This window comes from Streptomyces sp. NPDC058198 (assembly GCF_042882605.1).
GTDB lineage: Bacteria > Actinomycetota > Actinomycetes > Streptomycetales > Streptomycetaceae > Streptomyces.
The window spans coordinates 170255-187086 of the sequence record NZ_JBHVVP010000009.1 but is presented as its reverse complement, the minus strand read 5'-3'; the positions used below and the strand labels follow the sequence as shown (position 1 = coordinate 187086).

The following is a 16832-nucleotide window of genomic DNA, read 5'->3' as shown; positions in this document are numbered from 1 at the left end:
GGATTACCCCGGTGTCAGGATCTTCAGCGTCGATGCTTCTGGACTGTGTGCGCTTCGGGCGCGGTGCCCGGCTACTTGATCAAGTAGATCGTGGCGAAAAGGCCGATCCAGACGACATCGACGAAGTGCCAGTAATAGGACACGACGATGGCGGCGGTTGCCTGCTCGTGGGTGAATCTCTTGGCCGCGTACGTCCTGCCCAGAACGAACAGGAACGCGATCAGACCCCCTGTCACGTGCAGACCGTGGAAGCCGGTGGTCAGATAGAACACGGAGCCGTACGGGTCCGAGGACAGCGAGAGGCCGTCCTCCTTGACCAGTTCCGTGTACTCGAAGATCTGACCGCCGATAAAGATCGCACCCATCACGAACGTGATCACGAACCACGAGCGGAGCTTCTTCACGTCACCGCGCTCGGCGGCGAAGACGCCGAGCTGGCAGGTGAGGGAGGAGAGCACCAGGATGGTGGTGTTCGTCGCCGAGAACGGGATGTTCAGGTGCGACGCCATCTCCTTCCAGTACGTCGCTCCCATCACCGATCGCAGGGTGAAGTACATCGCGAAGAGGGCCGCGAAGAACATCAGCTCGGAACTCAGCCAAATGATCGTTCCGACGCTGGTGAGGTTCGGCCGATTGACCGACGGGTGCGCGTGCCCGGTTTCTACTGTCGTTGCTGTCGCCACGACCGACATTATGTCGGTCGCTTATCCCGCCCTCACTCCGGGGGGTGGTGTTCGGTGTGTCCACGGGGTGTGCCCAGCGCGAACGGCCCGGCGAAGGGTCGCGCTCACCCGTGCTGACATGCTGTCCGACGGAGTAGCATCCGCGCAGCGGTTCATGGCAATGGAGCCCTGAAGCCCTCGCAGACACTGATGTCACGGAGGAACAATGCAGCCGACCGCCACGGTGCTGGTCTACAGCGACGACTCGAACACCCGCGAGCAGGTGCGTCTGGCGGCGGGACGCCGTCCGGCGGGCGACGTACCACCGGTCGAGTTCCTGGAGTGCGCGACGCTGCCCGCGGTCCTCAAGCACCTGGACCGGGGCGGTATCGACGTCTGTGTGCTGGACGGCGAGACGGTCCCCGCGGGCGGTATGGGCGTCTGCCGGCAGATCAAGGACGAGATCTTCAACTGCCCGCCCGTGCTGCTGCTGATCGGCCGCCCGCAGGACGCCTGGCTGGCCACCTGGAGCCGTGCGGACGCCGCGGTGACCCTTCCGGTCGAGCCGGTCGGTTTCGCGGACGCCCTGGCCGCGCTGCTGCGCGGCAGGCTCTCCGTGGAAGCCTGACCGCCGGACGACCTCTGAGAAGGTGCCCCCTCCCGGCCGGGAGAGGGCACCCTGCGGCTGTCCGTGCGGCTGTCAGACCTGGGGGCGCAGACGCGCCGCGTCGTTGGGGCTGCTGCCCTCCCTGGTCCCGGCCTGCAGGACGCTGCCGTCGCGCCAGTCGCTCCAGTCGATGTTCCAGTCGCCGTAACCGTTGCCGAACTCCTCCATGTAGTCGCCCGCGCTGTTGACGACCTGGACGAGGTCGCCCTCCTGGACGGTCTCGTAGAACCAGGCGGCGTTGCCCGTGGACATGCCGACGCAGCCGTGGCTGACGTTCGCCGAGCCCTGCGAGCCGACGGACCAGGGCGCGGCGTGCACGTACTCACCGCTCCAGGTGACGCGGGTCGCCCAGTAGACGGGCAGGTCGTAGTTCTCGCCGCCCCCGATGCCGACGGTCGCGCCGCGCATCCGTACGAAGTACTCCTTGCCCAGCACGACCTTGATGCCGTTGCGGGTGGAGAAGCCGGGCTTGCCCGTGGTCACCGGGATGTTGTTGATCTCTTCTCCGTTGCGGAAGACCGTCATGTAGTGCGCCGAGGCGTCGACGATGGCCTCGATCCGGTCCCCGGTGCTCATCTTCATCGGCTTGGTGGCGTCGCCGTAGAGCTGTTTGCTGACCTTCACACCCTGGAGGTTGCTGGTCGCGGTGACGGTCCCGTTCGCGGGCCAGTAGTCCTTGGGGCGGTAGTGCAGCTCCGTGTCGTCCACCCAGTGCCAGGCGCCGCCCTCCACTGAGGGGCTGGAGCGGACCGTCAGAGCGCGTTCCACGACGGACCTGGCCGCCTTGCTCTTGACCGGCTCGCTGAGTGTGGCGGTGACGGGCTGTCCTACGCCGTACTCACCGGAATCCGGGCCGAATTCGACCTCCAGTTTCTTCTTGGCGGGGATGGTGTCGAAGGTGAGTGTCCTGGCGCCGGGAGCGCCGTTCTTGTTCTCCGTGGCGACCCTGACGGTGTAACGGGTGCCGGCCGCCAGCGGCGCCGTGGAGTGCCAGCGCATGCCGTCGGCGGCGAGTTCGCCCGCCAGGTAGTGGCCTGTCGTGTCGACGGCGGTGACGTCGGTGATCCGGCCTTCGCCCGCCTTGGCGGTGACTTCGAGAGGCTTGTCCGGGTCCGCCTTGGTTCTGCCCACAGGCGTACTGAAGGCGATCTTTCCGGTCGCGTCGGACGGCTTCACGGAGAGCGGGTGGCTCTCGCTGCCGCCACCGCACGCGGTCGCGCTCGCCCCGAGGGACACGACCAGCAAGGTGCAGCTGAGAACGGTGCGAAAGCGTGGCTTGTGCGTCATAACCACACGGTATGAACTTTCGCCTCTCCTGGCGCGATGAGTGAGGCAAACGGGGGGCGCGGCGCAGAAACGGGAACAAACCGGGCGGTGGAGCGGAAGCGGATTCCGGCACGGAAGAGGGGCCCGGACTCTCCCTGCTGGGAGACTCCGGGCCCCTCGGAACCGCTCTGCGTCCTACTGGTTCTGGTTCTCACCGCGGTAGAACTCGAAGACCCAGCCCCACAGGCCGATCAGGATCAGCGGCGCCGAGAAGTACAGCAGCCACCAGCCGATCGCGATACCGAGGAAGCCGAGCGCGCCACCGATGGCGAGCGAGAACGGCTGCCAGCTGTGCGGGGCGAAGAACCCCACCTCGCCGGCCTCGTCCGCGACATCGGCCTCCTTGTTGTCCTGTGCCAGGGCGTCCACCCGGCGGGCCGTGAAGGCCAGATAGAAGCCGATCATGACGCTCAGGCCGAAGGCCAGGAAGAGCGCCGTCGTACCGGCCGGCTCCTTCGACCACACGCCGTACACGATGGCGACGATCAGGACGAAGGCGCTCAGCCACAGGAAGAGCTTGCCTTGGATCTTCACTTCCCGGCCTCCTTGCCACCGGCGAGGGCGCCGGCACCGTGGCCGGCGTTCTCGAGCTGGTCGAGAGCGGCGATCTCAGGGTGGTGCAGATCGAACGCCGGGGATTCGGAACGGATCCGCGGCAGGGTGAGGAAGTTATGCCGCGGCGGCGGGCAGGACGTCGCCCATTCGAGTGAACGGCCATAGCCCCACGGGTCGTCGACCTCGACCTTCTTGCCGTACTTGGCGGTCTTCCAGACGTTGTAGAAGAACGGCAGGATCGACAGACCGAGTACGAACGAGCTGATCGTGGAGATGGTGTTCAGCGCGGTGAATCCGTCGGAGGCGAGATAGTCCGCGTAACGGCGCGGCATGCCCTCGGCACCCAGCCAGTGCTGGACCAGGAACGTGCCGTGGAAGCCGATGAACAGCGTCCAGAACGTGATCTTGCCGAGCCGCTCGTCCAGCATCTTGCCGGTGAACTTCGGCCACCAGAAATGGAATCCGGCGAACATCGCGAACACCACGGTGCCGAAGACGACGTAGTGGAAGTGCGCGACGACGAAGTACGAGTCGGAGACGTGGAAGTCCATCGGCGGCGAGGCCAGGATGACGCCGGTCAGACCACCGAAGAGGAAGGTGACCAGGAAGCCGATCGTCCAGAGCATCGGTGTCTCGAAGGACAGTGAGCCCTTCCACATGGTGCCGACCCAGTTGAAGAACTTCACCCCGGTCGGTACCGCGATCAGGAAGGTCATGAAGGAGAAGAACGGCAGTAGGACGCCGCCGGTCACATACATGTGGTGCGCCCACACCGTCACCGAAAGACCCGCGATGGAGATGGTCGCCGCCACCAGGCCGATGTAACCGAACATCGGCTTGCGGCTGAAGACCGGGATCACTTCGGAGACGATCCCGAAGAAGGGCAGGGCGATGATGTACACCTCTGGATGGCCGAAGAACCAGAAGAGGTGCTGCCACAGCAAGGAGCCGCCATTGGCGGCGTCGAAGATGTGCGCACCGAATTTCCGGTCCGCCTCCAGGGCGAACAGCGCGGCGGCCAGCACGGGGAAGGCCAGCAGGACCAGCACACCGGTCAGCAGCACGTTCCACGTGAAGATCGGCATCCGGAACATCGTCATGCCGGGGGCGCGCATGCAGATGATCGTGGTGATGAAGTTGACCGAGCCGAGGATCGTGCCGAAGCCGGAGAAGGCCAGACCCATGATCCACATATCGGCGCCGACACCCGGCGAACGGACCGCGTCCGACAGCGGGGCGTAGGCGAACCAGCCGAAGTCGGCCGCACCCTGCGGGGTGAGGAAGCCGGCCACCGCGATGATCGAGCCGAAGAGGTACAGCCAGTACGCGAACATGTTCAGCCGCGGGAACGCCACATCGGGCGCGCCGATCTGCAGCGGCATGATCCAGTTCGCGAATCCGGCGAACAGCGGCGTCGCGAACATCAGCAGCATGATCGTGCCGTGCATCGTGAACGCCTGGTTGAACTGCTCGTTCGACATGATCTGCGTGCCGGGACGGGCCAGCTCGGCGCGCATGAAGAGCGCCATCAGACCGCCGATGCAGAAGAACGCGAACGACGTGACCAGGTACATCGTGCCGATCGTCTTGTGGTCCGTGGTGGTCAGCCACTTCACGACGACATTGCCCGGCTCCTTGCGCCGTACCGGCAGCTCACTCTCGTACGAGTCGTCAGCTGCTGCGGCGGCACCCTGGGGTTCGTTGAGGATGCTCACAGTTTGTTCGTCTCCGCATTCCTGGCCGGATCCGTCTGCGCGATGCCCGACGGGATGTAGCCGTTCTGGCCCTTCTTGGCCAGCTCTTCCAGGTGCTGCTGGTAGCGCTCCGGGGAGACCACCTTGACGTTGAAGAGCATCCGCGAGTGGTCGACGCCGCAGAGCTCGGCGCACTTGCCCAGGAAGGTCCCCTCCTGGTTCGGGGTCACCTCGAAGGAGTTGGTGTGACCCGGGATGACGTCCTGCTTCATCAGGAACGGCACCACCCAGAAGGAGTGGATGACGTCACGAGAGGTCAGGATGAACCGGACCTTCTCTCCCTTGGGCAGCCACAGGGTCGGCCCCGGGTTGCCCGTCTGCGGGTTCCGCTGGCCCGGGACACCGGCGTCGTAGACGCCTTCGGCACCCTTGGGGAATTCCTTCGTGAACCGGTTGGGGATGGCGTTGAGCTCAGGAGAGAGCTTGTTGCCCGTAGCGGCGTCGCCGTCCACGTTCTCGATGTAGTTGAAGCCCCAGCTCCACTGGTAGCCGACCACGTTCACGGTGTGGGTCGGCTTGGCGGAGAGGGTGAGGAGCTTCGACTCATCACGTGCGGTGAAGTAGAAGAGCACCGAGACGATGATGAGCGGGACCACGGTGTACAGCGCCTCGATGGGCATGTTGTACCGGGTCTGCGGAGGTACCTCCACCTTGGTGCGGCTGCGCCGGTGGAAGATGACGCTCCACAGGATCAGACCCCATACCAGCACGCCCGTGACGAGCGCTGCCGCCCACGAGCCCTGCCAGAGGGAGAGGATCCGAGGGGCCTCTTCCGTCACCGGGGTAGGCATACCAAGGCGGGGGAAATCCTTGTATGTGCAACCGGTGGCGGTCGCCAGGATCAGGCCCGCAGTCAGCACCTGCGGCAGCTTCCGCCGCATCGGGCGCCGCGACGAGCGGTCGGAGCCGTTGGGACTCACGTAGCGCCTTCCCGAGAGTCTCGCCCGCGCGGCCGGCTGCGGCCGTCTCGGTCGGTCGCCGGCCCTGACGCGGGCAGGGGTTTGGATGTTTATGCGGACCAAACCCTACTGGACGCTATTTGGGGTCGCGCGGGGAGGGTGCCCAACGCGCCGCCCGACTCCCCGAAGGGGTGGAGCACGCCCTTCCGCAAGCGCCTCCCACGCCTCCGACCAGCCACTTCCGGGGGACTTCTGACGCACGCTCCGGGTGGCCGGGGTTAGCGTGGCAGGGTGCCCTACTTCGACGCCGCCTCCTCCGCTCCCCTGCATCCGGTCGCCTGCCAGGCCCTCCAGGCATCCCTGGACGAGGGCTGGGCGGACCCCGCGCGGCTCTATCAGGAGGGCCGGCGGGCCGCGCTCCTGCTGGACGCGGCGCGCGAGGCCGCCGCGGAGGCGGTCGGCTGCCGCCCCGACGAATTGGTTTTCACTCCTTCGGGGACGCACGCGGTGCATTCCGGCATGTCCGGCGCCCTGGCGGGGCGGCGGCGGGCCGGCCGGCGGGTGGTGGTGTCGGCGGTGGAGCACTCCTCGGTGCTCCACGCGGCCTCCGCCCATGAGGCGGCGACCGGCGGCGCGGTGACCGAGGTGCCGGTGGACCGGTACGGGGCGGTGTCGCCGGACACGTACGCCGAGGCGCTGCGCGAGGACACCGGGCTGGCCTGTCTGCAGTCCGCCAATCACGAGGTGGGGACGGAGCAGCCGGTGGCCGAGGTGGCCGAGGCCTGCCGGAGCCGGGGCGTCCCGCTGCTGGTGGACGCGGCGCAGTCGCTGGGGTGGGGGCCGGTGGAGGGCGCCTGGTCGCTGCTGACCGCGAGCGCGCACAAGTGGGGCGGGCCCGCGGGGGCCGGGCTTCTCGTCGTACGCAAGGGTGTCAGGTTCGCGCCTCAAGGTCCCGCCGACGAGCGGGAGTCGGGGCGGGTACCGGGCTTCCAGAACATTCCGGCGATCCTGGCCGCGGTGGCTTCCCTGCGGGCGGTACGCGCGGAGGCGGCGGACGAGGCCCTGCGGCTGCGCGCGCTGGTCGACCGGATCAGGAGCCGGGTGCCCGAGCTGGTCCCCGATGTCGAGGTGGTGGGCGATCCGCAGCGGCGGCTCCCCCATCTCGTCACCTTCTCCTGTCTCTATGTCGACGGGGAGGCGCTGCTGCACGAGCTGGACCGGGCGGACTTCTCCGTCTCCTCCGGTTCCTCCTGTACGAGCAGCACCCTGACCCCGAGTCATGTGCTGCGGGCGATGGGTGTGCTGTCGGAGGGCAATGTCCGGGTCTCGCTCCCCCGGGGGACGCCGGAGGCGGACGTGGACCGGTTCCTGGAGGTGCTGCCGGCGGTGGTGTCCGGCGTACGCGAGCGGTACGGCGCCCCGGTCTCCGCCGCCGGCTCCGGCGGGACTCCGTCGCTCGTGGTGGACGCGCTCGGCCGGCGCTGTCCGATCCCGGTGATCGAGCTGGCCAAGGTCATCGGCGAGGTGCCGGTGGGCGGGACGGTCACGGTCCTCGCGGACGACGAGGCGGCCCGGCTGGACATTCCCGCGTGGTGCCAGATGCGCGGCCAGGAGTATGTGGGTGAGCAGCCGGCGGACCACGGTGCCGCCTATGTGGTCCGCCGGGTGTCCTAGAAGCTACGGGTCCTAGGAGGGCCTACGGGCAGCCGGTCAGCTCAGGTGGGACTGGACCTCGGCCGCCGCGTCATGGCCGTACGCCTTGGTGAAGCGCTCCATGAAGTGCGCCCGCGACAGCGTGTACTCCTGGGTGCCCACGGTCTCGATGACGAGGGTGGCGAGCATGCAGCCGACCTGGGCCGCGCGCTCCAGGCTGACGCCCCAGGAGAGACCGGAGAGGAATCCGGCGCGGAAGGCGTCGCCGACACCGGTCGGGTCGGCCTTGGCCTCTTCCTCCGGGCAGCCGACCTCGATCGGGTCCTCGCCGACGCGCTCGATACGGACGCCCCGCTTGCCGAGGGTCGTCACGCGGTGGCCGACCCTGGAGAGGATCTCGGCGTCGGTCCAGCCGGTCTTCGACTCGATGAGCCCCTTCTCGTACTCGTTGGAGAAGAGATAGGTGGCGCCGTCGAGGAGGGTGCGGATCTCGTCGCCGTTCATCCGGGCGATCTGCTGCGAGAAGTCGGCGGCGAAGGGGATCGCGCGGGTACGGCACTCCTCGGTGTGGCGGAGCATCGCCTCGGGGTCGTCCGCGCCGATCAGCACCAGGTCGAGACCGCCGACGCGGTCGGCGACCTTCTTCAGCTCGATCAGGCGGGCCTCGCTCATCGCGCCCGTGTAGAAGGAGCCGATCTGGTTGTGATCGGCGTCCGTGGTGCAGACGAACCGGGCCGTGTGCAGGACCTCGGAGATCCGGACCGAGGCGGTGTCGACACCGTGGCGGTCGAGCCACGCGCGGTACTCGTCGAAGTCCGAGCCGGCCGCACCGACCAGAACGGGACGGGCGCCCAGCTGGCCCATGCCGAAGCAGATGTTCGCCCCGACACCACCCCTGCGCACGTCGAGGTTGTCGACCAGGAAGGAAAGAGAGACCGTGTGAAGCTGCTCGGCGACCAGCTGGTCGGCGAAGCGGCCGGGAAAGGTCATCAGATGGTCGGTGGCGATGGAGCCGGTGACTGCGATTCGCACGGCGGGAACGCTCCTGATGAGGAGGACGGTTGACAGTTCACGCTACCGGGTCGACGGCGCGGTTCCTCCTCAGCTCCAACTATCCACGAGTGGATCTTGAACCACACCGCCCGCTCGGACGCGGGGCCGGCTCACGCGCCCCGGGGGGAACCGCGGGCTCCCCTTCTCCGTCCCACCGGTGTCCCCGTCCAGGGACACGGAACAGGGCAGGGACGGCATGGGACGACACGCAGTCGAAGGAGCGAAGCGGTGACCAGCATGAAGCGGCCTCACGAGAGCACAGCCGGCTCCGAAAGCGGTGATCGCCCACGCCGACGGCGCTCCCCGCTCGCCATCGCCACGGTGGCGGCGGCGGTACTGATCGCCGGGGGCGGTGGCGCGTACGTCGCCACGAGCGCCTCCGGCGGCAGCGGCGCGGACGGCGGGAGCGGTACGCCGGGAGGCGGCGGGAATCCGCCGCTGCTCACACTCGACGGTCCGCCGGGGGGATCCGGCCCCTCGGCGCCGCCCGGCATCGCGCCCGGCGAGCCCGATCCGCACGGGGTCACCTACCGCGCCACGAGCGCGCTGCCGGACGGTCCTGACACGGCCCGTGTCTACGGTACGAACGATGAGGTCGTCTCGGCCGAGGTGGCCCGGCTGGCACAGGCGCTCGGGGTGGCGGGCACCCCGCGGTCGGACGGCACGACCTGGAAGGTCGGTTCGGAGAAGGACGGCTCAGGACCGCTGCTCCGGGTCACCCGGCAGGCGCCGGGCACCTGGACCTTCGCGCGCTTCGGTCCTTCGCCGGGCGGCGACAACTGCCTCAAGGGCAAGCCCTGTCCCGGCGGCGGCGCCAACGGGGCCGGGAGCGACGCCGGGAGCACCGGCTTCGCGCCCGGCGGCGAGGGCCCGGCCGTGGGCGAGGCGGCGGCGAAGAAGGCGGCCGCTCCCGTACTGAAGGCCCTGGGCCAGGGTGACGCGGAGCTCGACGCCGGCCAACTGCTGGGCGCGGTCCGGGTGGTCAACGCGGACCCGGTGGTCGGCGGGCTGCCCACGTACGGCTGGTCGACCGGGATCCAGGTCGGCGCGGACGGCCAGGTGGTCGGGGGCATCGGACAGCTGAAGGCTCCTGAGCAGGGCCACGCGTATCCGGTCATCAGCGCGGACGAGGCGCTGAAGGAGCTGAACAAGCAGGGCAACGGCGGCCCGCCCCGGATCGGCGGCTGCGCGACGGCGATGCCGCTGGACGGCGAGAAGCCCGCGGCTCCGTGCGGGCCGGAGAGCGGGGCCGCGGCGAAGCCGATCGAGATCGAGAAGGCCGTCTTCGGGCTCGCGCTGCTCCCCGTGGACGGGCGGGGGACGCTCGTACCGTCCTGGCTGTTCGAGGTGGCGCCCGGCGGCGGCGCCATGCCGTACACGGTCACGCAGCCGGCGGTGACCCCGGAATTCCTGAAGCAGCCCGCGCCGCCGCGGCAGGAGGCACCCGGCGGTCCCGCGTCCGCCGCACCCGGCACGTCCGCCGGTGTCACGTCGTACAGCTCGGCCGGACGGGCCCTGACGCTGCGCTTCGTGGGCGGCGTGTGCAGCGAGTACGCGGCGCAGGCGGACGAGGGCGGTACGGCCGTGAAGGTGAAGGTGAAGGAGTCCAAGCCCGAGCCGGGCACGATGTGCGTGGCCATGGCCAAGGAACAGACCGTGACAGTGACGCTGGACAAGCCGCTGGGCGGCCGCCAGGTGGTGGACGGGGTGTCGGGCGAGCGGGTGCCCGTCAGTTAGAACGACCCCGTCTAGAACGACCCCGTCGGTCGGAGCACCTCGCGAAAACACGGAAGGCGGCGGTCCCCCTCGGGGGCCGCCGCCTTCCGGCTGAGCTCTGTCCTGGGCTCTGTCCTAGCTGAAGGAGTCGCCGCAGGCGCAGGAGCCCGACGCGTTCGGGTTGTCGATCGTGAAGCCCTGCTTCTCGATGGTGTCGACGAAGTCGATGGAGGCACCGCCCAGATACGGGGCGCTCATGCGGTCAGTGACGACCTTGACGCCGCCGAAGTCCTTGACGACATCGCCGTCGAGCGAACGCTCGTCGAAGAACAGCTGGTAACGCAGGCCGGAGCAGCCGCCGGGCTGAACAGCCACGCGCAGCGCGAGGTCTTCCCGGCCTTCCTGGTCCAGCAGGGCCTTGACCTTGCCCGCGGCGGCGTCGGACAGGAGGATGCCGTCGCTCACGGTGGTGGTCTCGTCCGATACGGACATCTGCTTCTCTCCCGGGTTGTACGGACTGCTTGCCGACAGTGCAACCTGTGTGGCCGCGGATTCATTCCGGGGCCTGGCGCGTGTCTTTCCCTTCTTCATGCTCGCACACCGGGTCGCGGAAGGGCACCGGACAGCCGCCCGGGAATGCGTCACATCGACGCTATCGCCATCGTCAACGTGACGTGAAGGGGTTATGATAGATAACGTCAATTAGACGAAAAGGCTCGTCTGCAGAGAAGAAAGGGTGCGTGACGTGACCACCGCCCAACCCCGTCAGGATCTCGCTGTCCAGCCGACGCCCCTGGCCCTGCTGCTGCTCGGCCGCGAGGCCGACCCGCGCAGCGAGCGCGGCGTGGAGTGTCCAGGCGATCTGCCCTCCCCGTCCGACCCGGACCTGGTGGAGCGCGCCCGCGCGGCCAAGGAGAAGCTCGGGGACAAGGTGTTCGTCCTCGGCCACCACTACCAGCGCGACGAGGTCATCCAGTTCGCGGATGTCACCGGGGACTCCTTCAAGCTGGCCAAGGACGCGGCGGCGCGGCCCGAGGCGGAGTACATCGTCTTCTGCGGCGTCCACTTCATGGCCGAGTCGGCGGACATTCTGACCGCCGACGACCAGAAGGTCGTCCTGCCCGACCTGGCGGCCGGCTGCTCCATGGCCGACATGGCCACGGCCGAGCAGGTCGCGGAGTGCTGGGACGTGCTGACCGAGGCCGGCATAGCCGAGCAGGTCGTGCCCGTCTCGTACATGAACTCCTCCGCCGACATCAAGTCCTTCACCGGCAAACACGGCGGCACGATCTGCACGTCCTCGAACGCCGAGCGGGCGCTGAACTGGGCCTTCGAGCAGGGCGAGAAGGTGCTCTTCCTGCCCGACCAGCACCTGGGCCGCAATACCGCGGTACGGGACCTGGGGATGTCGCTCGACGACTGCGTCCTCTACAACCCGCACAAGCCGAACGGCGGTCTGACCGCGCAGGAGCTGCGGGACGCGAAGATGATCCTGTGGCGCGGCCACTGCTCCGTGCACGGGCGCTTCTCGCTGGACTCCGTACAGGACGTGCGGGAGCGGATCCCGGGCGTGAACGTGCTGGTGCACCCGGAGTGCAAGCACGAGGTCGTGGCCGCGGCGGACTACGTCGGCTCGACGGAATACATCATCAAGGCGCTGGAAGAGGCCCCGGCCGGTTCGAAGTGGGCGATCGGCACCGAGCTGAATCTCGTACAGCGGCTGGCGAACCGTTTCGCCGACAAGGAGATCGTCTTCCTCGACAAGACGGTCTGCTTCTGCTCCACGATGAACCGCATCGACCTGCCGCATCTGGTGTGGACGCTGGAGTCGCTGGCCGAGGGCAACGAGGTCAACCGCATCCAGGTCGACAAGGAGACGGCGGACTTCGCCCAGCTGGCGCTGGAACGGATGCTGGCGCTTCCCTAGCACGCAGGTGGTCAGGGGCGCCCCGCGTTGATTGCGGGGCGCCCCTGACGTCGTCTACCGTTCCCTCACGAAAGTCACCGCCCAGGCGTTCTCGAGCACGGCCGCTGCCGCGCTCCGCCTCGGAAGCCGGTTCCCGGAGCGGCCTCACGCTCCACGCGATCCCCTGTGTTCCCGGTCGTTTCCCGTCCCTCTCCCGTACCGGACACCAGAGGTCGCCTCGCCATGCCCCGCCCCCGGCTCACCGCCGCGCTCGTACTGCTCTGTTTCGTCGGTCCGCTGTCGACCGACATGTATCTGCCGGCCTTTCCGCGAATGGCCGCGGAGCTGCGTACGGACGCGTCCGGCGTGCAGCTCACACTCACCGCGTTCCTGGTCGGTATGACGCTCGGTCATCTCGTCTTCGGCCCGCTGTCGGACCGGTACGGACGGCGGGGGCCGCTGCTCGCGGGCGCGGCGGTGTGTGCCGCGGCCACCGCGCTGTGCGCCGTCGCCCCCGGCCTCGGCTCGCTGACCGCCCTGCGCTTCGTGGCCGGATTCAGCGGGGCGGCGGGCGTCGTGATCGGCCGGGCCGTGGTCTCGGACGTCGCCGAAGGGGCCGCGGCGGCGCGGTTGTTGGGGGTGCTGATGACCCTGGCAGGCACCGCGCCGGTCCTCGCCCCGCTCGCCGGCGGCGCCGTGATCGGGGTGACCGGGTGGCGGGGTGTCTTCTGGGTACTGGCCGGGGTCTCGCTGCTGGCCGTGGCGGCCGTGGCCGTCGCCGTACCGGAGAGCCTGCCGACGGCGCGGCGGCGCACGGGGGGCGGCGGGGAACTGCTCCTGACGATGCGGGAGGTCGCGGGCGACGGCGCGTACACCGGCTACACGCTCGCCTTCACCTTCGCCTTCGGCGCACTGTTCTGCTACCTCGCGGGGTCGCCGTTCCTGCTGCAGAACGTGCTGGGGCTGAGCGTCGGCGTCTCCTCGGTGGCGTTCTCCGGCGGCGCGGTGGTCGCGGCGCTGTCGAGCGCGACGGGGGCGCGGCTGGTGGGGCGGATCGCGCCGGAACGGCTGCTCAGGACGGGCCTGTACGCCATGCTCGCCGGCACGGCGGCGCTGCTCGCCGCGACGGTGGCGGGGGTACTGACGGCGGCGGTGTGCCTGCCCCTGGTGGCGGTGGTGTGCGCCGGGCTCGGTCTGGTGATCGCGAACGCGGCGTCCCTGGCCCTCGCGCGCGTCCCGGCCGCGGCGGGCACGGCCTCCGCCCTGCTCGGTACGGCGCAGAGCGGGCTGGGGGCGGTGGTGGCGCCGCTGGTGGGCCTCGGCGGGGCGGACACGGCGGTGCCGGTGTTCGCGGGGATGACGGTGTGCGGCGGGCTGGCGGTGCTGGCCGCACGCGCGGCGGGCCGGGCAGAGGGTTTTCCCCCTGCCCGGCCCGCCCCCCATCCGGGGTGAGCGCCCGGGAGATGTCAGGCGTTGGCCGGCTCGCGAGGCGACGGAGTGGGCTCCGTCGGCTCCTGCTTCGCCGACCGCTTCGTCGCCTTCTTCTTCGCGCGGCGCTCCTTACGGAGCTCCACCATCGCGTACAGCGCGGGCACCAGCAGCAGCGTCAGCAGCGTCGACGACAGCAGACCGCCGATCACCACCACCGCGAGCGGCTGCCCGATGAAGCCGCCCTCGCCGGTGACCCCCATCGCCATCGGCAGCAGCGCGAAGATCGTGGCCAGCGCCGTCATCAGGATCGGGCGGAGCCGGTGGCGGCCGCCCTCGATGACCGCGTCGACCACACTCAGGCCCTGTGCCCGGTACTGGTTGATCAGGTCGATCAGCACGATCGCGTTGGTCACCACGATGCCGATCAGCATCAGCATGCCGATCATCGCCGGGATGCCCAGCGGCGTACCGGTCAGGATCAGCAGACCGATCGCGCCCGTCGCCGCGAACGGGATGGAGACGAGCAGGATCAGCGGCTGGACCAGGGACCGGAAGGTCGCCACCAGCAGCATGAACACGATCGCGATGGCCGCCAGCATGGCCAGCCCCAGCTGCATGAAGGCGTCGTCCTGGTCCGCGGAGACACCGCCGATGGACGCGGTCGCGCCCTCGGGGAGATCCAGGGCGTCGATCTTCGACTGGAGCGCCGTGCTGACCGCGCCGGTGTTGTCACCGATGGGCCTGGCGGTGATGGTCGCCGCCCGCGCGCCGTCGATCCGGGTCATCGAAACCGGTCCGGGAACGAGCTTCACGTCGGCGATCCGGCCCAGCTTCACCGGCCCGAGCGACAGGTTCTTCAGCTCGGCGATCGTGGTGGCCGGCTTGGCCGAGGTGATGACGACATCGCGCTCGGTGTCGTCGAGGATCGCCGTACCGGCCGGGGTGCCGCGTACGGCCTGGGCGACGGCCATGCCGAGCGTGGCGTCGTTGAAGCCGGCCTCGGCTGCCTTGGAGTTGGCCTTGACCGAGATACGCGGGATGCTCTGCGCCAGGTCGCTCTGGACGTCGGCGACGTCGTCGAGACCGGCGACCGCGTCCTGGACCTGCTCCGCGGCCTTGTTGAGGGTGTCCGCCTCGGAGGCCTTCACCACGACGCTCAGGTCCTGGCCGCCGAAGCCGCCACCGCCGCTGATCGTCGTCTCCCCGATGCCGTCGAGAGCGGCGAGCTCCTTCTCGATACGGTCCTGGGTCTTCTCGTACGTCGCCGCGTCCTTCAGGGTCACCTGGTACGACGCCTGGTTGGCACCCGTACCACCGCCGAAGGCCGCCATGAAGCCGGAGGAGCCGACGGTGACCTGGTAGCCCTTGACCTCGTCCAGGCCGGTGAGGACCTTTTCGACCTTCTTCGCCGCGGCGTCCGCCGACTCCAGGCTGGTGCCCGGGGGCAGTTCCTGGCTGATGGACAGGACTTCCTGCTCGCCCTGGTCGAAGAAGTTGGTCTTGAGCAGCGGGGCCATGCCGAACGTGCCCAGCAGGACGACGATCGCGATGGCCACGCTGGTCATCCTGCGCCGGGTCGCGAAGCGCAGCACCGGAACGTACAGCCGCTGGAGCCGGCTGCGGGCCTCCTTCTCCTCCGCCTGGCGGCGTGCTTCCTCGGGGTCGATCCCGGCCACGGACTTCGGCGGCTTGAGGAACCAGTACGAGAGGACGGGGACCACGGTCAGCGAGACCAGGAGGGAGGCGAGCAGGGCCGCCGTCACGGTGAGCGAGAACGAGCCGAAGAGCTGACCGACCATGCCGCCCACGAGGCCGATCGGCAGGAACACCGCGACCGTGGTGAGGGTGGAGGCCGTGACCGCGCCCGCGACCTCCTTGACCGCGGTGAGGATCGCGGTCTCGCGGTCCTCGCCGTAGCCCAGATGGCGCTTGATGTTCTCCAGGACGACGATCGAGTCGTCGACGACCCGGCCGATCGCGATGGTCAGCGCGCCGAGGGTGAGCATGTTGAGCGAGAGGTCACGCGTCCAGAGCACGATCAGCGCGAGGACGATGGAGAGCGGGATGGAGACCGCGGTGACCACGGTGGAGCGGATCGAGGCCAGGAAGACCAGGATCACGAGCACCGCGAAGAGCAGGCCGAGCGCGCCCTCGGTGGTCAGACCGGAGATCGACTTGGAGACCTCGGGGCCCTGGTCGCTGACGACGGTGAGGGCCGCGCCGGAGCCGAGGTCCTTGCGCAGGCCGGACAGCTTGTCGTTGACCGCGTCCGAGATGGCGACGGCGCTGCCGTCCTTGTCCATGGTGACGCTGATCGCGAGGCTGGGCTTGCCGTCCGTACGGGTCAGGGACGTCGCGGTGGACGGCTTCTGCTCGACGTCGGCGATCTCACCGAGGCGTACCGGCTCGGGCGTCCCCGCGGAGCCTCCGGGGCCGCCCGCCTGGGGCGTGACCCGCAGGTCCTTGATCTGGTCGATCGAGGTGAAGCCGCCGCCGACCTGCACCGTACGGCTCTTGCCGTCCTCGGTGAAGGAGCCCGCGGGGACGGTCGCGCCGCCCGCCTTGAGGGCCTCGGAGAGCGCCATGGTGTTCAGGCCCGCCGCGGCGAGCTTCTTGTCGTCGGGGGTGACGGAGATCTGGAGATCCCGTACGCCGTCGACCCTGACCTGACCGACGCCGTCGATGTCCTGGAGGGACGGCACGACGGTGCGGTCCAGCTGGTCGGAGAGCGCCTGCTGGTCCTTGTCGGAGGTGACGGCGAGGACGACGGTCGGGATGTCGTCCGTCGAGCCGGCCACGACCTGCGGGTCGACATCAGCGGGCAGCTGGGACCGGGCGCGGTTCACGGCCTGCTGGACATCGGCGACGAGCTGCTTGGTCTGGCCGTCCCCGAAGTCGAAACTGGCCATGATCACGGCGTTGCCCTCGCTCGCCGTGGAGGTGACGCCGCTGATGCCGTCGACGGTCTTGATCGAGTTCTCGAGCGGTTCGACGACCTGCTTCTCGACCACATCGGGGGAGGCGCCCTGGTAGGGGGCGAGCACCGACACCATCGGGAGTTCGATGGAAGGCAGCAGCTGCTGCTTGAGCTGCGGTATCGCTATCGCTCCGAAGACGATCGCGATGATCGACATCAGCCCTATCAGGGCCCGTTGCGCGAGGCTGAATTTAGCCAGCCAGGACATGGGGTCTCTCTTCTGTGGTGTGCGC

The 16832-nt window shown here is 69.1% G+C and carries 13 protein-coding genes; 5 read left to right on the top strand and 8 right to left on the bottom strand.

Features of this window, described 5'->3' with window-relative positions; genetic code table 11:
• Positions 1–71: 71 nt before the first annotated feature.
• Positions 72–692: a heme-copper oxidase subunit III gene (locus ACFVWW_RS26320; RefSeq protein ID WP_384181656.1), complete on the bottom strand. Its 621-nt coding sequence runs from the start codon at positions 690–692 to the stop codon at positions 72–74.
• Between the two features lie 196 nt (positions 693–888).
• On the opposite strand from ACFVWW_RS26320, the gene ACFVWW_RS26315 reads away from it, so the two are divergent.
• Positions 889–1290, top strand: a complete 402-nt coding sequence (locus ACFVWW_RS26315) for a hypothetical protein (protein ID WP_384181658.1) — start codon at positions 889–891, stop codon at positions 1288–1290.
• A gap of 72 nt (positions 1291–1362) precedes the next feature.
• On the opposite strand, the gene ACFVWW_RS26310 is transcribed toward ACFVWW_RS26315, so the two are convergent.
• The 4 genes from ACFVWW_RS26310 to coxB form a co-directional block, all read right to left on the bottom strand.
• Positions 1363–2616 carry an Ig-like domain-containing protein gene (locus ACFVWW_RS26310; protein ID WP_384181660.1) on the bottom strand — a complete coding sequence of 418 codons (1254 nt, stop codon included), beginning with the start codon at positions 2614–2616 and terminating at the stop codon, positions 1363–1365.
• Positions 2617–2790: 174 nt separating this feature from the next.
• Positions 2791–3189 carry a cytochrome c oxidase subunit 4 gene (locus tag ACFVWW_RS26305; RefSeq protein WP_384181662.1) on the bottom strand — a complete coding sequence of 133 codons (399 nt, stop codon included), beginning with the start codon at positions 3187–3189 and terminating at the stop codon, positions 2791–2793.
• Positions 3186–4925 carry a cytochrome c oxidase subunit I gene (gene ctaD, locus ACFVWW_RS26300; protein WP_384181664.1) on the bottom strand — a complete coding sequence of 580 codons (1740 nt, stop codon included), beginning with the start codon at positions 4923–4925 and terminating at the stop codon, positions 3186–3188. The genes ACFVWW_RS26305 and ctaD overlap by 4 nt, the downstream gene beginning before the upstream one ends.
• Positions 4922–5884: a cytochrome c oxidase subunit II gene (gene coxB / locus ACFVWW_RS26295; RefSeq protein ID WP_384181666.1), complete on the bottom strand. Its 963-nt coding sequence runs from the start codon at positions 5882–5884 to the stop codon at positions 4922–4924. Before coxB ends, ctaD begins: the two co-directional genes overlap by 4 nt.
• Before the next feature lie 270 nt (positions 5885–6154).
• Between coxB and ACFVWW_RS26290 the strand changes: the two genes are divergently transcribed.
• Positions 6155–7537 (top strand): cysteine desulfurase/sulfurtransferase TusA family protein, encoded by a 1383-nt coding sequence (locus tag ACFVWW_RS26290; RefSeq protein ID WP_386877861.1) that lies wholly within the window; start codon positions 6155–6157, stop codon positions 7535–7537.
• Between the two features lie 36 nt (positions 7538–7573).
• On the opposite strand, the gene ACFVWW_RS26285 is transcribed toward ACFVWW_RS26290, so the two are convergent.
• The gene (locus tag ACFVWW_RS26285; protein ID WP_384181670.1) at positions 7574–8548 is read right to left on the bottom strand and encodes a carbohydrate kinase family protein; all 975 of its coding nucleotides are present in this window, start codon (positions 8546–8548) and stop codon (positions 7574–7576) included.
• Between the two features lie 258 nt (positions 8549–8806).
• Between ACFVWW_RS26285 and ACFVWW_RS26280 the strand changes: the two genes are divergently transcribed.
• Positions 8807–10306: a hypothetical protein gene (locus ACFVWW_RS26280; protein WP_386877929.1), complete on the top strand. Its 1500-nt coding sequence runs from the start codon at positions 8807–8809 to the stop codon at positions 10304–10306.
• A gap of 114 nt (positions 10307–10420) precedes the next feature.
• Here ACFVWW_RS26280 and ACFVWW_RS26275 read toward each other — a convergent pair whose 3' ends face one another.
• Complete coding sequence (locus ACFVWW_RS26275) at positions 10421–10777, bottom strand: HesB/IscA family protein (protein ID WP_384181672.1); 357 nt, start codon at positions 10775–10777, stop codon at positions 10421–10423.
• 253 nt (positions 10778–11030) lie between these two features.
• Between ACFVWW_RS26275 and nadA the strand changes: the two genes are divergently transcribed.
• Both nadA and ACFVWW_RS26265 read left to right on the top strand, forming a co-directional pair.
• A complete protein-coding gene (gene nadA / locus ACFVWW_RS26270) occupies positions 11031–12212 on the top strand; it encodes a quinolinate synthase NadA (RefSeq protein WP_386877862.1) in 1182 nt (393 codons plus the stop codon).
• A gap of 222 nt (positions 12213–12434) precedes the next feature.
• Positions 12435–13643, top strand: coding sequence for a multidrug effflux MFS transporter (locus tag ACFVWW_RS26265; RefSeq protein ID WP_386877863.1), 1209 nt, complete (start codon positions 12435–12437; stop codon positions 13641–13643).
• Between the two features lie 14 nt (positions 13644–13657).
• On the opposite strand, the gene ACFVWW_RS26260 is transcribed toward ACFVWW_RS26265, so the two are convergent.
• The gene (locus tag ACFVWW_RS26260) at positions 13658–16807 is read right to left on the bottom strand and encodes an efflux RND transporter permease subunit (protein WP_384181678.1); all 3150 of its coding nucleotides are present in this window, start codon (positions 16805–16807) and stop codon (positions 13658–13660) included.
• Between the last annotated feature and the right edge of the window lie 25 nt (positions 16808–16832).

What these genes read in the sequence shown, in the direction of transcription:
- ACFVWW_RS26320 (WP_384181656.1), bottom strand. Translation starts at nt 692, where the DNA reads ATGTCGGTCGTGGCGACAGCAACGACAGTAGAAACCGGGCACGCGCAC.
- ACFVWW_RS26315 (WP_384181658.1), top strand. Translation starts at nt 889, where the DNA reads ATGCAGCCGACCGCCACGGTGCTGGTCTACAGCGACGACTCGAACACC.
- ACFVWW_RS26310 (WP_384181660.1), bottom strand. Translation starts at nt 2,616, where the DNA reads ATGACGCACAAGCCACGCTTTCGCACCGTTCTCAGCTGCACCTTGCTG.
- ACFVWW_RS26280 (WP_386877929.1), top strand. Translation starts at nt 8,807, where the DNA reads ATGAAGCGGCCTCACGAGAGCACAGCCGGCTCCGAAAGCGGTGATCGC.
- ACFVWW_RS26275 (WP_384181672.1), bottom strand. Translation starts at nt 10,777, where the DNA reads ATGTCCGTATCGGACGAGACCACCACCGTGAGCGACGGCATCCTCCTG.
- ACFVWW_RS26265 (WP_386877863.1), top strand. Translation starts at nt 12,435, where the DNA reads ATGCCCCGCCCCCGGCTCACCGCCGCGCTCGTACTGCTCTGTTTCGTC.
- ACFVWW_RS26260 (WP_384181678.1), bottom strand. Translation starts at nt 16,807, where the DNA reads ATGTCCTGGCTGGCTAAATTCAGCCTCGCGCAACGGGCCCTGATAGGG.